Origin of the sequence: Paucisalibacillus globulus, assembly GCF_900184735.1 — a bacterium.
GTDB lineage: Bacteria > Bacillota > Bacilli > Bacillales > Amphibacillaceae > Ornithinibacillus > Ornithinibacillus globulus_B.
The window spans coordinates 39,972-55,080 of the sequence record NZ_LT855406.1 but is presented as its reverse complement, the minus strand read 5'-3'; the positions used below and the strand labels follow the sequence as shown (position 1 = coordinate 55,080).

Sequence of the window (15,109 nt, the reverse complement as noted above, 5' to 3'; positions counted from 1 at the left end):
TATGATGCATTACGCAGTTGTGTGAAAACGAGTCGGACATCGGTGGGGATATTGAAGGTTTTCCTCCTACTATTAGACTCTCATCTTATGTTCTTTAATGGGTAGTCGTTCTAGATTACAAAATATGAATTAATAGGTTAATACCCATTCGGGCTATTACCTATTGCATAGTATGGTTATTAGGTGATTTAACTACTTAAATATTAATCTTAGAAAGGATGAAGAACATGTACTTTGTTCCATATAACTATTTACATCAAATTCCCTACCCTTATTATGTGAATGCTCCAATGAATAATGATGTGAGACAGTCTAATTGGGATTACCAAGCCGTGAAAAATACAACTAACTTTAATTCATTTAACCAACCTACAAATGTTCGGATAGTAGATAATGGACCGAACCCATTTGTTGTCAATATTAATCAGGCTGCTAAACAAAACAATACCTATCGTACCGCTATCTGGACTGGAACGTACTTACAAGTTACGTTAATGAGCCTTAACCCAGGGGAAGATATTGGTTTGGAAATACATCCTGACACGGATCAATTCCTGCGTGTTGAACAAGGGCAAGGAATTGTGCAGATGGGAAAGAGTAAGGATAGACTTGACTTTGAAAGAAGAGTGAATGATGATTCAGCAATTATGGTACCGGCTGGAACATGGCATAATCTAACGAATACAGGTAACACTCCGTTAAAGCTTTATACTATTTATGCACCACCTCACCACCCGCATGGAACAGTTCACCAAACTAAAGCAGATGCAATGGCTGCAGAAGAAGGCGGTAATCAAGGAAATACAGTTGTTTTTGGTAAAACACCTGATGAATGGGTTCAATATACGGAGTTTTTGGTGAATGAGGGGCTTGAGGATGTGAAGAGAGGTATTAATGCTACACATATTCTACAAGAATTTATCTTGATGGGTGTTCTCGTAGGAAAGGGATACTCACCTGAGGATGCTTATGAAACAGTTGAAGAATGGGAGCGTACTGGGGAATCAAAACTTCTACAGCAAAGTAAAAATATGTAGTTTTTTTAAATGAAGAGTTTTTACAAGATGTGGCCGAGAACATTCTCTACAAAAGTATAGTAGTTTAACTAGACGATATAAGGGGTTTGTCATACTGATGAACTCCTTTTTAATTTTGGATTTGATGCACCTTATACTTATTATTTAAAGTGAACAATCACATGTTAGATCTAATTTTTTTTGTCTCAATTAATAGTATTAGGTGAAAGAATGATAAAAAAGAGCGGCTATAAATAAAAGTTGATTAACTTTCATTAAATTTTCACATGGAAGGAATATGATAACAGTTAGAAGTGCTTGAGAAGATGGAATAGAGCGTGTAGTATAATGTGGCAAGAGGTGAGTGAATGAAACAAACGATATTAGTTGTAGAAGACGATAAGATGATTCGGGAGTTAATTAGGATTTATCTAATAAAAGCAGGCTATGATGTGGTAGAAGCTGCTGATGGAGAGGCCGCTAAAGAAGTCTTTCTCACAAAACATCCATGCCTTATAATACTGGACTTAATGCTCCCAAAACTTAGTGGTGAAGAGTTTTGTACGTGGGTTCGAGCACAAGAACGAAATGAAGTTTCTATTATAATGCTATCCGCCAAATCCCGTACTGAAGATAAAGTGAAGGGGTTAAAAATTGGGGCAGATGACTATTTAGTCAAGCCATTTGAGCCAGAGGAACTTCTTGCCCATATAGAGGCCGTGCTACGTCGTACAGGACAATTTTGCCAAAAGATTACTCATGATGGACTCTGTATTAAACCTCGAAAAGGTGAAGTATTACTATTTGATAAAGAAATACCATTAACAAAACATGAGTTCAATCTACTTTTTTATTTTATGGAAAACCCGAATACAGTAATCTCTAGGGAAAATCTAATGGACCAATTGTACCCTTATGCGGATAAATTAGTGCTCGATCGAACCATAGATGCTCATATAAAAAAGCTACGAAAAAAAATCGAAGAAAATCCTGCTGTACCAAAGCGGATTGTAACGGTTCGAGGAATGGGGTATAAATTTGTTACGGAATAGAATTAGAAATGCATTTGTTCCCAAACAATTTCTTTTTCGCCTAACTTTTATTAATATAGTTGTCATTACAGCATTTGTAGGTCTTAGTAGCTGGGCGATATATAATACCGCCTGCATATTAGCTGATGGATTAGTATCCATGAGTAGTCAAAAACAAGACCAGTTTGAAGCTACACTTTTCCAATATTTATGGATTTTTAGTGTTTCTACGATTATTATCGGTAGTCTCACACATTTCTATTTAACCAAAAAGCTAATTCATCCATTGAGAGAGCTTATTTATTCCACTAAAAAGATGAAGCAGGGTGAGTACCCTAAACCTATTGTAGGGAAACCCGAGGGAGAAATTGGGGAATTGGTTAGTCACTTTAATGATTTAGTTAAACAATTGAAGGAAAATGAGCGGCAACGTCAAAAGCTAGTCTCCGATTTATCTCATGAATTTCGTACACCATTATCAAACCTAAATGGTTATCTCCGTGCATTACAAACTGGAGTGGTTGAGGGAAATGAAAAGCTCTACCAATCGCTATATGAGGAATCGAAACGTCTTATTCATTTGGTAGAGCAGATAGAGCAATTGAAAGAATGGGATCATGTATCAACTCAGAATTTTACAGAGAAATCCTTCGTTAATATAAAGAAACTAGTGGGTCAATCTGTTGAAATGTTTCGTTTGGCCTTGGAGCAATCAAAAGTTAAAGTGCAAACGGATGTTGAAAATAGTGATGTACTGGTCAATAGTGATGCCATAACACAAGTCATTAGTAATTTTATAGATAACGCGATTTGCTATTATGAGGGAATAGGGCCAATAACAATCAAAGGTCAAAATATTCATTCAGCGTATAAGCTGACTGTAACAGGACCTGGAAAACCAATTCCTTATGAGGAGCAAGAAAAGATATTTGAACGATTTTATCGTATTGACCATTCAAGGTCTCGTGAATTAGGTGGCTCTGGATTAGGGCTAGCCATATCAAAAGAAATCATCGAGCACCACGGTGGTACGATTGGTGTAAATACAGATGGCAACGTGCATAGTTTTTGGTTTCAATTACCTGTAAATGCGGGTATTGTGGAGTGAGATGCGTCTATGCTTTAGGCGGATGCTCCCGTTCCTAAATCAGTTGAACCCAAAATAGAGTGAGATGGTCCCAATCCTGTTATATATGTACTCAAGCACAATCTACCAAAAAAGATAAATGAACGGGTTGACATTTTACCCTATGGGGTATATTATAGGTCATGTAATTAATTTCCCACGAGCGAAATCAGTGGGAACATCAAAAAGGCATCACATAATTTTCGTTTATATAACGACTATTTTATTGCTAAAATTTATACCCGTGCAGGTATAAGTTGGATGTAAACATTTTTGATGAAAATAATACCTTGGGGGGTAATTAGATGATACAAGCAAATCATCAACTAGATGCAAAAGGCTTAGCTTGTCCAATGCCAATTGTGAAAACGAAAAAAGCAATCACCGAACTTGTTGAAGGTCAAGTGTTGGAAGTGCAAGCAACAGACAAAGGATCGAAGGCAGATTTAGCTGCCTGGGCAAGTACAGTGGGCCATCAATATTTAGGGACAGTAGAAGAGGGCGATGTACTTTATCATTATATTCGCAAAGGTTCTAATGAGCCAGAAGTGGAAAAATCATTCGAACAAACTGTTCCACTTGAGGAAATCGAATCACGTGCTGGATTAATCTTAGACGTACGTGAAGCAGCTGAATATGCTTTTGGGCATATAGAAGGTGCAAAATCGATTCCAATGGGAGAACTAGAAACACGCCTGGAGGAACTAAACAAAGAAGATGATATTTACGTAGTTTGCCGTACAGGTAAGCGCTCAAACTTAGCAGCGCAATTATTAGCAAGTAAAGGCTTTACAAAGGTTTATAACGTTCTACCAGGTATGACTGAGTGGGACGGAAAAATAACAAAAGATATTTAGGAGGAATTTTATTATGTCAAATAAGGTAGCTATTATTGCAGCAAACGGTAGTATGTTTGATGCATACAAAGTATTCAATATCGCAACAGCAGCAGCGGCTTCAGAGAAAGAGGTTGAAATCTTCTTTACGTTCGAAGGTCTTAACTTAATCCACAAGCAAGGAATGCATGCTTTAGAAATGCCAGCAGGAAAAGAACACTTCGCTGAAGGTTTTGAAAAAGCAAACGTACCTTCCATTCCACAACTTGTAGAAATGGCGCAAGAGCTTGGCGTTAAATTTATTGCTTGTCAAATGACAATGGACGTTATGGGTCTTACAAAAGAAGATTTCGTTGATGGAATCGAAGTTGGTGGAGCAGTAACATTCCTAGAATATGCAAAAGATGCAGCACCAACATTAACTTTCTAATTTGATTAAAAAACTTCATGCAGTGGGGAAATTCTCCACTGCAAAAAAATAAATATAATTATACCTAGGGGGGTAATTGTTGAGATGACGGTAAACAAATGGACAGCAGCAAATGTTGCTAGAAGAGTAATCGATAATGAAGAATTATTTATTTTAGACGTACGAAACGCAGACGCCTTTGCAGATTGGAAAATTGAAGGACACAAGTTTGAGTATTTAAATATCCCTTACTTTGAACTCTTAGATGGTGTAGAAGAGATTCTACCTAAGATTCCAACGGATAAAGAAGTATTAGTAGTTTGTGCAAAAGAAGGATCTTCAATCATGGTTGCTGAAATGCTATCAGAAGAAGGCCGTGAAGTAGCATACCTAGAAGGTGGTATGAAATCTTGGAGCAGTTACCTAGAGCCAATTAAAGTTGCTGACTTAGATAACGGTGGCGAGTTATATCAATTTGTTCGTCTAGGTAAAGGGTGTCTATCATATATGGTTATCTCTGAAGGGGAAGCGGCAATTATTGACGCAGTACGTTTCACAGATGTATTTACTAGTTTTGCAAAAGAAAAAGGTGTAGAAATCAAGCACGTATTTGATACACATTTACACGCGGACCATATTTCAGGTGGACGTCACATTGCAGATGCAACAGGTGCAACGTACTATCTACCACCAAAGGACGCAACAGAAGTAGTATTTTATTACACAGCTCTTACAGATGGCTTAAACGTGAAAATCGGTGCATCTCAAATTGATGTAAATGCACTTTACTCACCTGGCCATACCATTGGTTCAACTTCATTTGTTATTGATAATAAATTTCTATTAACAGGTGATATCTTATTTATTAATTCTATCGGTCGTCCAGACTTAGCAGGACTTGCAGAAGATTGGGTAGGAGATTTACGAGAAACGTTATATACGCGTTACCGTGAATTAGCAGAAGACCTAGTCGTTCTACCTGCACACTTCATGATCATTGATGAGTTAAATGAAGATGGTACAGTAGCAAGACGACTTGGTGATCTTTTCAAAGAAAACCATGGTCTGAACATTGAAGACGAGGCTGAATTCCGTAGCACTGTTACGGATAATTTACCACCACAACCAAATGCGTACGAGCAAATTCGTCAAGTAAACATGGGTAAAATCACTCCAGATCATGACGAACAAACGGAAATGGAAATTGGTCCTAACCGCTGTGCGGTTAGATAATAGATTTCATATTAGAAATAACGTAACAAATAGTGGATAGAAAACTGTGCGGTAATTCCCTTAAGAAAATAGTGTTAGAATACCGCTTCGGCAGAATACTCCGCTTTCCGCGGGCGGCTGGTGAGCCTCCTCGTGCTATCTTCTTTAGGGGTCTCACCGATGCCTATCCTCCCGCAGGAGTCTCCGTGTATTTCCTTCGCTAGAATATAATGATTAATTATGACGGCACTTAAAACCAATATAAAAAACTACTCGTTATTTTGAATTAGGAAACCTAAACTAGCGCAGGCAGAATACGGAGACTCCTGCGGGAATAGCACGTGTCCGAAGACCCCGCAGAGGCGAACTTTCCTCGAGGAGGCTGAGGCCGGGCCCGCGGAAAGCGGAGTATTCTGCCGGAGCGGTATATTAATACTACCCTCATTAACTGACAGTGGTTACCACACAGTTTCTATCAAGTATGTAAATATCAATCATAGAGTATACAGCCAAAACAAAAAGGAGCGTTCAGCATGAACATTACAAAAACATTAGATGCAAAAGGACTAGCATGTCCAATGCCAATCGTTAAAACTAAAAAATCAATGGACACGATTAATTCTGGTGAAGTATTAGAGGTACTTGTTACCGACAAAGGCGCAATAAATGATATCCCAGCATGGGCGAAATCAGGCGGCCATACCGTACTAGAACAAAAAACAGAAGACGATGTTCTATACTTCTATATTCAAAAAGCATAAGGAAAACTAAATAGCGAGTAGCATTATCTACTCGCTTTTCTAACTTTAGAAAGAAGGTCTATTAATGGATTTATCATTTATCATCGTCATATTTGCAATAGGATTTATTGGTTCCTATTTATCCGGAATGTTAGGTGTCGGTGGATCGATTATTAAATATCCAATGCTATTATATATTCCACCTCTATTTGGTCTAGTAGCCTTTTCTGCCCATGAAGTATCGGGAATAAGTGCTGTACAAGTACTGTTTGCTTCCATTGCTGGAGTATGGGCTTATCGTAAAGGTGGATACCTAAACAGACAACTTATTATTTATATGGGTGGAGCAATCCTAATTGGTAGCTTAATTGGTAGTTATGGATCTAGTTTCTTATCGGAACAGGCTGTGAATGTCGTGTATGGTATTCTTGCTGTGATTGCTGCTGTTATGATGTTTGTCCCCAAAAAACAAGTGGATGATATGCCATTAATTGAAGTGACTTTTAATAAGCCACTGGCAGTAATATTAGCTTTAATAGTTGGTGTCGGATCAGGTATTGTTGGTGCAGCTGGAGGATTTTTACTTGTACCAATCATGCTAACAGTTCTTCACATACCAACCCGTATGACAATTGCAACAAGCTTAGCGGTAACCTTTATTTCCTCAGTTGGTGGGAGTGTGGGTAAACTTGTAACGGGTCAAGTTGATTATTGGCCAGCACTAATTATGATTGTAGCAAGCTTAATAGCAGCACCACTCGGAGCAAAAGCTGGTAAGAAAATGAATACAAGAATTTTACAAGTGATTTTAGCCATTATGATAGCAGGTACGGCTATTAAGATATGGTTTGATATTTTATTGTAATCCATACAGTTCTCCTGAGGTTCAAAATGCAAATCTATTATATAGCAACAACTAATTAGAAACTTTGATAAACGTAACTTGACAATATACCCAAAGGGGTATAATATGAGTGTATCTTCTTAAAATAATAGGTGGTGGGGTATGAGTACTTATCTGAGTGTAGTGATTGGTTCATTTTTATGTATAATAGTGTACAAAAGATATTTTCCTGTACGAGGTATCCCTTGTAAAAAAACCGGTCATGATAAGACAAGCACTGTTGTACTAGATATTAGGGACTATAATATTGATGTAAATCAAGAGCAAAGTGACTTACGTATTCCCTATGCCTATTTGAAACGATTCATTCAAGAAATCCCAAAGAACCACATCCATGTGATTGCAAATGATCGCCTTGAGCTTAATTTAGGGGTAAGATATTTATTAGCAAAGGGATATCAAGTTGCAAGTTATCAAATTAGCAACTGCCCGTGCAGAGATAAGGAGCGATAATAAATGGAATATGATAAATCGGTTGTCAATCGGCTAAAGCGAATTGAAGGACAGATTAAAGGCGTTTTAAGTATGATTGAGAAAAAACAAGATTGTAAAGATGTCATAACTCAGTTATCTGCTTCACGAAGTGCTATTGACCGTACCATTGGTTTGATTGTCAGTATGAATTTAGAACAATGTGTACGGGATAATATTGCAAATGGTGAAAGTACGGAGCAACTAGTGAAGGAAGCAGTAAATCTATTAGTAAAAAGTAGATAAGTTCAGCAATTCAGATGGTGAAGAAGAGTTGATGAACTTTTCTTTTTCGAAAAAATATATACCCGTATAGGTATAAAAATAATTGGAGGTAATGATTATGAAAGAAATTACAGCAAAGGAATTAGAACAAAAACTAACTGCAGGTGAAAAGTTAAATATCGTTGACGTAAGAGAAGATGTAGAAGTTGCAACAGGTATCATTCCAGGGGCAAAGCATATTCCATTAGGTCAAATCCCAGACCGACTAGACGAACTAGATAAAAATGAGCATTATTATATGGTATGTCGCTCAGGCGGTAGAAGTGGTAATGCATGTCAATTCTTAATCCAAAACGGATACAATGTTACAAACATGCTAGGCGGCATGCTGGATTGGGAAGGCGAAATGGAGTAAATTCTCCTATTAAATAAAAAGGAGTAGTTAACATGAATATGATCGAATGGATTTTATTAATTATTGTTATCGCATTTTTCGTTAATAAATTTATGCCTGTAAAAGGTATCACGAATATTAGTGTTCAAGAAGCTAAAGATAAATTCAAGGATAACCATGTACAATTTGTTGATGTCCGAACACCTGGTGAATATAATGCAAACCACCGTAAACCATTTAAAAATATTCCGCTTTCCAATCTACCTAACAAATTGGAGTCTCTAGATAAGGACAAAGAAGTCGTTGTCATTTGTCAAAGTGGAATGAGAAGTAGAAGTGCAGCAAAAATGCTAAAGAAACAAGGATTCCAAAAGATATACAATGTTAAAGGCGGCATGAGTGAGTGGTTTTAAGAAAGGAAGAAAATTATGGCAGTACAAGTAACACCTGAAGAAGTCGCTAAACGCATTCAGAACGGGGAAGAAGTAACCGTGATTGATGTTCGAGAAAGTAGTGAAGTAGCCACTGGTAAAATTCCTGGTGCGAAGCATATCCCTTTAGGTCAACTTGCAATACGAAAGAATGAATTGAATAAGGATATACGTTATATCATCACTTGCCAATCTGGTAATAGAAGTAAGGCTGCTTGTGGTATCCTAGAAGCATTAGGATATAAGGTGGAAGATATGATTGGTGGTATGAATAACTGGAACGATAAAACCGAATGAATACTGTAGCTCTAAGGAGTTGGAAAACATGTTTCACTATACGGTTGAGACGTCAAAGTCAATAGATGAAGCTATACAATCATTAGAAGCAAACCTAAAAGAAGAAAAATTCGGTGTACAGTGGCAGTTTAATGTAAAAGAAACATTGGAAAGTAAAGGTTTTGAATTAGAAAAACCATTTACCATACTAGAGGTCTGCAATCCTCTAGAAGCACAAAATGTCTTATCAGCCAATCAACTAATTGGTTATTTCTTACCTTGCAAAATTGTAGTATATGAGGATAGCAATGGAATTACAAAGATTGGGATGCCAAAGCCAAGTGCTTTAATTCAAATGGTAGAAGATGATTCCTTACAGAATGTTGCCTCAGATATAGAAGAAAGACTAATAACATGTATTAATAAGAGTAAGTAGAAACTTCAGGAAAGGGCGGACAGGAACCCGTCCTTTTCTTTTTTTAGTTAAAAGATATATCGAGAAAAGAACCATTTTGATACAATAATAACACAGTACAATGTATAAAACAGAAAATGACCTGAGGTAATGAATATGAATCCATACATAACAGTCTATACATCCACGCTTTGTCCAGTTTGTGGAATGGTAAAGCAGTTTTTGGACACCTTTGACATATCTTATAACGAAGTAAATGTAGATATGAACCCATTGGTTTTATTAAAACTCATAGGTAAGACTAGAAAATTATCCGTTCCACAAACAGAAGTAAATGGAAAGTGGATATCGGGTTTTGATCCTGAAAAACTATTGAAGGCAATAAATGAAGCTAGGGCGTAATCGTTCTGGCAATGGGGGGAGAATGGAATGATTAACTTGAGAAAAAAACCTACTATTCTTGGCGAAAAAATCATTTTGAGACCCTTTAAAATAGAAGAAGATTTTCCTAGTTTAGAAGAGTGTTTACAAGACCCAGAGATTATTAAATTAACGGGAAGTACCCCTGGCTATAATCGGGAAGAAGTGTGGGATTGGTATAATACTAGAAACGAGCAATCGGATCGTTTAGACCTTGCTATTGTTGATAAAGCAACGAACAGATTAGTAGGGGAAGTCGTGGCCAATTTATATGAAGAAAAGAAGAGTAGCATGAACTTTAGAATTTTAATCGGACCAGGAGGAAGAAATCGTGGTTTGGGAACAGAGGCTACTCAGCTAACGGTAGATTATCTTTTTACACATACTGATTTAGAACAACTGACCTTAAGTGTATTTGCATTTAATCCACGAGCGAAGACAGTTTATGAAAAAGTTGGATTTGAATTTGATAGTGTTGATGAAAATGATTTGGAATATGAAGGGGAATGGATTGATTCTATTAATATGAAGTTGACAAGGGATACTTGGAAAATAGCTAAAAGTTAGTATCAAATAACTTCAACAGTAAGTTTTACTATCAAAAAAAACATGTAATTAAATTGGAAGTATGAACTGTAATTAAAGAGGTAACCAAGAAGTAAAATATTTGACAAAAAAATCTAAATATGCTATAATTTACAAATATTTAAGTTCGGTGTAAAATAGGATTCTCCTGGCCAGGGGAATCCTATTTTTTTATTTGGAGGGTATTGATGTGAAGCAAAATGAATCCAGTATGACCGCTTTGGTTTCGGCTTTTTCTCGTGCTTATCACAGTCAGAATGATGTTCCAAAAATCTTTGATGATTATCTTGCAATAGATCTCCTTTCGCAAGAAGAGTTTTCAGAAATCAAGGTGAATATGATTAATGGTGTACCATTCTTCAACCAAGATATCGCAGAAAAGTTTAAGGACGATCCAGAAGAAATATTGAAGTGGATTACACAGGTGCAACTCTCACCCACACCGCTTTCCCGTGCAGCCTATTGTGAAAATGTCTTGCTTAATGAATTGGTGTTAGGAGTAGAGCAATATGTCATTTTAGGAGCTGGATTGGACACTTTTTGCTTTAGACATCCTGAGCTAGAGAATAAATTAGAGGTATTTGAACTGGACCATCCGACTACACAGAAATCCAAAATAGAAAGATTGAATAATGCAGGCTTAAAAATTCCAAATAATTTAAAACTCGTACCAATGGATTTCACAAGAGAGTCCATTCAAACTCTAATAAATAATGGGTTTAATGAGAACAAAAAAACGTTCTTCAGCCTTTTGGGTGTTTCGTATTATTTAACTAAAGAGGAAAATGCAAGCTTGATAAACCATATACTTGCTAATGTTCCATCGGGAAGTTCTATTGTTTTTGATTATGCAGATGAAACTCTCTTTGAAGTAAAAGGTCTGTCTAATCGAGTAGAGAATATGGTGAAAATGGCTTTAGCAAGTGGAGAACCAATGAAATCAAGTTTTGCATACAATGAACTTGAGTATATGCTAGAAAAATCAGGTTTATTAATTTTTGAACATTTATCACCAACGGTAATTGATAAGCAATATTTTAGAAATAGAACGGATTATTTATCTGCATTCGAAACCATTAACTTTATCCATGCAGTGAAGAAATAATGCTGTAATTCAGGATCCTCCTCATAATTTAATTATTTATGGAGAGGATCCTTTTTTATTTTGACGCTATTAATCTAATTATTGTACTCTAAACCAAACCATTTAGGGATTCCTTGTCATTTACAGACTTCAGTTGTGCTAAAATAAGATGAAAAGTTTTTTGAATTTTAACTAAATTTTTATCGAGGTAGGGGGCAAATTAATTGGTTTTTGATTACAAGCAATATGATGGTCTAGGCTTGGCTGAGTTAATACAAAAGAAAGAAGTAAATCCTGAAGAAGTTTTAGAAATGGCCGTACAAGAAATTGAGAAGAAGAATCCAGCTCTAAATGCGGTAATACATAAGATCTATGATTTTAAGGATAGCAGAAATTCAACCGGAATTTTTGCTGGTGTTCCAACATTAATAAAGAACATCTCTCAAGAAACAAAAGGTCATCCAATGTCTGCTGGTTCAAAAGCACTTGCTGAATATAAAGCCAATCATGATAGTGAATTCGTTCGGCAAATAAAGAACACAGGGGTATCCATTATTGGCATAACTAATGTTCCAGAATTTGCATTGATGGGAATTACGGAGCCAGCATTGTATGGGCCAACTCGTAATCCTTGGAATACGGAATACACACCTGGTGGTTCTAGTGGAGGTTCTGCGGCGGCTGTTGCTTCAGGAATGGTTCCTTTTGCTGGTGCCAATGATGGTGGTGGATCAATTCGAATTCCAGGTGCTTTTTGTGGATTATTCGGCATAAAACCAACCCGCGGTCGGACACCTGTTGGTCCTGTTAGGGGACGTGGTTGGCAGGGGGCTTCTGTTGATCATATTTTAAGTCGTACGGTTCGGGATAGTGCTGCTATGTTAGATCAATACCAATATGACCGTGCTAATGCCTTCATTGCACCAGCATTCGATGGTTCCTACTTAAGAGTAATAGAGACTCCTATTACTCGACCATTAAGAATTGCATTTACTACCCAATCTCCGTTAGGCACTTCGGTAGATGACGAATGCAAACAAGCAGTTCATAAAACAGTAAAGTTACTTGAAAGCATGGGGCATTCTGTGGAAGAAAAAGAGGCCCCAGTTGACGGCAAACGATTAGCAGAAAGTTATATGATGATGTATTTTGCTGAGGTTGGTTCAACATTACGGGAACTTGAGGGTGTAGTTGGTAGAAAAGTTACCTTCAAGGATGTGGAACCAACAACTTGGATTCTAAGATTACTAGGTAAAGCGGTGACGGCAGAAGAGTTCTTAACTAGCTTGAAATTCTGGGATGAGGTCGCCATTCAAATGGAAACCTTCCATGATGAATATGATTTATACATCACACCAACAACAGCATATCCTCCATCTAAAATAGGAGAGCTTGACCAAACAAATTTCGAGAAGGCACTAATTCGAGTCGTTGGCGGTCTAAGATTAGGAGGAGTTCTTAAAAAATCAGGATTTGTTGAAGAAGTGGCTAATAAGAGTCTGATGAGGACTCCTTTTACCCAACTTGCTAATTTAACTGGTCAACCTGCTATGACACTTCCTATACATTTGACTAAAGAAGGTCTTCCATGTGGAGTTCAAGTAATGGCAAGACGAGGAAGAGAGGACCTTTTGTTCCAACTTGCAGGTGAATTAGAAGGATCCGAGAATTGGATTAATATAAAAAACAACCCTACTTATAAATAAACGGTTGTAATTTGGTTAGTATATGGATATAATAAGAACAAATGTTCTTACATGAGGAGATGTGTAGATGAAAAGTATCTTCCAACATTCCATTAATACTAAACAAAAGATTGTCATTTATTATATAGATTCCAGTAATAATCTAACCGAGCGAATCATACGTGTGATTAAAATGAATGAGGAACAAATCGTAGCATATTGTTATTGGCGTAAAAAAATACGTACGTTTAAAATAGAAAACGTACTTTCAGCTGGTAACGTTAAGAAAAGAATGGGAGCTTAAGGTTAGCTAAGGAATAACAAATTGAATAGAAACTGTGCAATAGAAATTGATATTTGAGACCCCTATAGGGTCTCTTTTTATATGTAGTTGATATATCTTAATCTAATTATTATCTCAAGTTCTATGTACAATTATTGAAAACCTTCACAAAACACTAGTTTTTCTTTCAAACCTTGTTATGATATAAAGGCAAGGTTTACAATAACGATATAGATACAGAAAATATCGGTAGGGCAAATTGAAATTAAGATGCTACTGCATAGACTAACCAAGGGTGGAATTACGATGCAACTAAAAAAAGTACTACCAATTCTCTTTCTCATCATGTTCCTTGTTATGGTTGGATTTGGAATTATAATTCCAGTACTTCCATTCTACGCAGAGGACATGGGTGCCTCTCCTACTGAACTTGGATTATTAATGGCTGTTTATTCATTGATGCAATTCATTTTTGCTCCGATGTGGGGACGCGTTTCCGATCGTATTGGTCGAAAGCCGGTTATTATGATTGGAATATTAGGTTTATCTTTGTCTTTCTTTATGTTAGCTCTATCCACAGAGTTATGGATGTTATTTGCGGCACGAATCGTAGGTGGCATTTTATCAGCAGCGAATATGCCAACAGTGCAAGCTTATGTTGCCGATATTACATCTGAAGAAGACCGTGCAAAAGGTATGGGCATTATAGGAGCTGCAACAGGTCTTGGGTTTATTTGCGGTCCAGCAATTGGTGGAGTATTTACAAATATAAATATACATATGCCTTTTTATATATCGGGTATTGTTTCTTTCCTTACACTAATCTTGGTTGCATTGATACTACGAGAATCTCTTCATGTAAGTGGGAATAAACAAAGAAAAGAAAGGATTTCTCGAAAAGAGGTTATCGGTGGACCTTTAGCAATGTTGTATTTCCTAAACTTTTTTGTGTCACTTTCACTTGCAGGGTTAGAAGCAACGTTTGCTTATTTTGCTGCTAGGAAAGCGGAAATGGATGCTGTAACACTAGGTTATGCTTTCATGATTATGGGCCTTGCAAGTGCTATGGTTCAGGGGTCGATGGGAAGATTGACTAAGAAATACGGGGAATCATTCTTTATTCAAGCAGGGATTTCCATATCAGCCATTGGTTTTGGCTTAATGCTGTTTATTCAAGATTTTACAACAGCAGCTATTTTCTTGGCCATTTTTGGTATTGGGAATGGAGTTATCCGGCCAAGCGTCTCCTCACTATTAACTAAGAAATCTAAGTCAGGGTATGGCGTTGCAACAGGTTATTTGTCCTCATCTGATTCACTGGGGAGAATCATTGGACCGGTACTTGGAGGATATTTATATTCGATTAATATAGGCTTTCCGTATATTTCTGGTATGTTCTTGTCTGTACTTGCTTATTTGTTATTTCAAATCTATACATCAAGATCTAGTCGAACTTATCTTGGTAGAACAAGAGGAAACTGAATCATAACAGTACAATGACTAATCCCAATAGTGATAAGAGATACTATTGGGATTAATTTATTGGCTAATTCATCATGTTTAGAC

20 protein-coding genes are annotated in these 15,109 nt (G+C 36.8%); all 20 read left to right on the top strand.

The window, feature by feature from the left end; all coding sequences use genetic code 11:
- The first annotated feature begins 227 nt into the window (after window positions 1-227).
- The 20 genes from BN999_RS20180 to BN999_RS20085 all read left to right on the top strand — a co-directional run bounded on the left by BN999_RS20180 (window position 228) and on the right by BN999_RS20085 (window position 15,025).
- Window positions 228-1,037, top strand: coding sequence for a cupin domain-containing protein (locus BN999_RS20180; protein ID WP_096274570.1), 810 nt, complete (start codon window positions 228-230; stop codon window positions 1,035-1,037).
- A gap of 347 nt (window positions 1,038-1,384) precedes the next feature.
- The gene (locus BN999_RS20175) at window positions 1,385-2,068 is read left to right on the top strand and encodes a response regulator transcription factor (protein WP_096274569.1); all 684 of its coding nucleotides are present in this window, start codon (window positions 1,385-1,387) and stop codon (window positions 2,066-2,068) included.
- The gene (locus tag BN999_RS20170; protein ID WP_096274567.1) at window positions 2,055-3,155 is read left to right on the top strand and encodes a sensor histidine kinase; all 1,101 of its coding nucleotides are present in this window, start codon (window positions 2,055-2,057) and stop codon (window positions 3,153-3,155) included. The genes BN999_RS20175 and BN999_RS20170 overlap by 14 nt, the downstream gene beginning before the upstream one ends.
- 323 nt (window positions 3,156-3,478) lie before the next feature.
- A complete protein-coding gene (locus BN999_RS20165; RefSeq protein ID WP_096274565.1) occupies window positions 3,479-4,030 on the top strand; it encodes a sulfurtransferase TusA family protein in 552 nt (183 codons plus the stop codon).
- A 13-nt stretch (window positions 4,031-4,043) separates the two neighbouring features.
- Window positions 4,044-4,439, top strand: a complete 396-nt coding sequence (locus tag BN999_RS20160) for a DsrE/DsrF/DrsH-like family protein (protein WP_096274563.1) — start codon at window positions 4,044-4,046, stop codon at window positions 4,437-4,439.
- Window positions 4,440-4,523: 84 nt separating this feature from the next.
- Window positions 4,524-5,651 carry an MBL fold metallo-hydrolase gene (locus tag BN999_RS20155; protein WP_096274562.1) on the top strand — a complete coding sequence of 376 codons (1,128 nt, stop codon included), beginning with the start codon at window positions 4,524-4,526 and terminating at the stop codon, window positions 5,649-5,651.
- Between the two features lie 512 nt (window positions 5,652-6,163).
- A complete protein-coding gene (locus tag BN999_RS20150) occupies window positions 6,164-6,391 on the top strand; it encodes a sulfurtransferase TusA family protein (RefSeq protein ID WP_096274560.1) in 228 nt (75 codons plus the stop codon).
- 64 nt (window positions 6,392-6,455) lie between these two features.
- On the top strand, window positions 6,456-7,235 hold the full coding sequence (locus BN999_RS20145; protein ID WP_096274558.1) for a sulfite exporter TauE/SafE family protein: 780 nt from the start codon (window positions 6,456-6,458) through the stop codon (window positions 7,233-7,235).
- 141 nt (window positions 7,236-7,376) lie between these two features.
- Window positions 7,377-7,727, top strand: a complete 351-nt coding sequence (locus BN999_RS20140; RefSeq protein ID WP_096274556.1) for a sulfurtransferase — start codon at window positions 7,377-7,379, stop codon at window positions 7,725-7,727.
- Between the two features lie 3 nt (window positions 7,728-7,730).
- The gene (locus BN999_RS20135; RefSeq protein ID WP_096274555.1) at window positions 7,731-7,991 is read left to right on the top strand and encodes a metal-sensitive transcriptional regulator; all 261 of its coding nucleotides are present in this window, start codon (window positions 7,731-7,733) and stop codon (window positions 7,989-7,991) included.
- Between the two features lie 97 nt (window positions 7,992-8,088).
- Complete coding sequence (locus BN999_RS20130; RefSeq protein WP_096274553.1) at window positions 8,089-8,385, top strand: rhodanese-like domain-containing protein; 297 nt, start codon at window positions 8,089-8,091, stop codon at window positions 8,383-8,385.
- Window positions 8,386-8,417: 32 nt separating this feature from the next.
- Window positions 8,418-8,777, top strand: a complete 360-nt coding sequence (locus BN999_RS20125) for a rhodanese-like domain-containing protein (protein ID WP_096274551.1) — start codon at window positions 8,418-8,420, stop codon at window positions 8,775-8,777.
- A gap of 15 nt (window positions 8,778-8,792) precedes the next feature.
- Complete coding sequence (locus tag BN999_RS20120; RefSeq protein WP_096274549.1) at window positions 8,793-9,092, top strand: rhodanese-like domain-containing protein; 300 nt, start codon at window positions 8,793-8,795, stop codon at window positions 9,090-9,092.
- Between the two features lie 28 nt (window positions 9,093-9,120).
- Window positions 9,121-9,507, top strand: coding sequence for a DUF302 domain-containing protein (locus BN999_RS20115; protein WP_096274547.1), 387 nt, complete (start codon window positions 9,121-9,123; stop codon window positions 9,505-9,507).
- Between the two features lie 135 nt (window positions 9,508-9,642).
- A complete protein-coding gene (locus BN999_RS20110; RefSeq protein ID WP_096274545.1) occupies window positions 9,643-9,888 on the top strand; it encodes a glutaredoxin family protein in 246 nt (81 codons plus the stop codon).
- A 27-nt stretch (window positions 9,889-9,915) separates the two neighbouring features.
- Entirely contained in the window at window positions 9,916-10,473 is a 558-nt protein-coding gene (locus BN999_RS20105; RefSeq protein WP_096274543.1) for a GNAT family N-acetyltransferase, read from the top strand.
- Window positions 10,474-10,681: 208 nt separating this feature from the next.
- On the top strand, window positions 10,682-11,596 hold the full coding sequence (locus BN999_RS20100) for a class I SAM-dependent methyltransferase (RefSeq protein ID WP_096274541.1): 915 nt from the start codon (window positions 10,682-10,684) through the stop codon (window positions 11,594-11,596).
- Between the two features lie 203 nt (window positions 11,597-11,799).
- Window positions 11,800-13,281: an amidase gene (locus BN999_RS20095; protein ID WP_096274539.1), complete on the top strand. Its 1,482-nt coding sequence runs from the start codon at window positions 11,800-11,802 to the stop codon at window positions 13,279-13,281.
- Between the two features lie 67 nt (window positions 13,282-13,348).
- Complete coding sequence (locus BN999_RS20090) at window positions 13,349-13,564, top strand: hypothetical protein (RefSeq protein WP_096274538.1); 216 nt, start codon at window positions 13,349-13,351, stop codon at window positions 13,562-13,564.
- 285 nt (window positions 13,565-13,849) lie between these two features.
- Complete coding sequence (locus BN999_RS20085; RefSeq protein WP_096274536.1) at window positions 13,850-15,025, top strand: MFS transporter; 1,176 nt, start codon at window positions 13,850-13,852, stop codon at window positions 15,023-15,025.
- The last annotated feature ends 84 nt before the right edge of the window (window positions 15,026-15,109 follow it).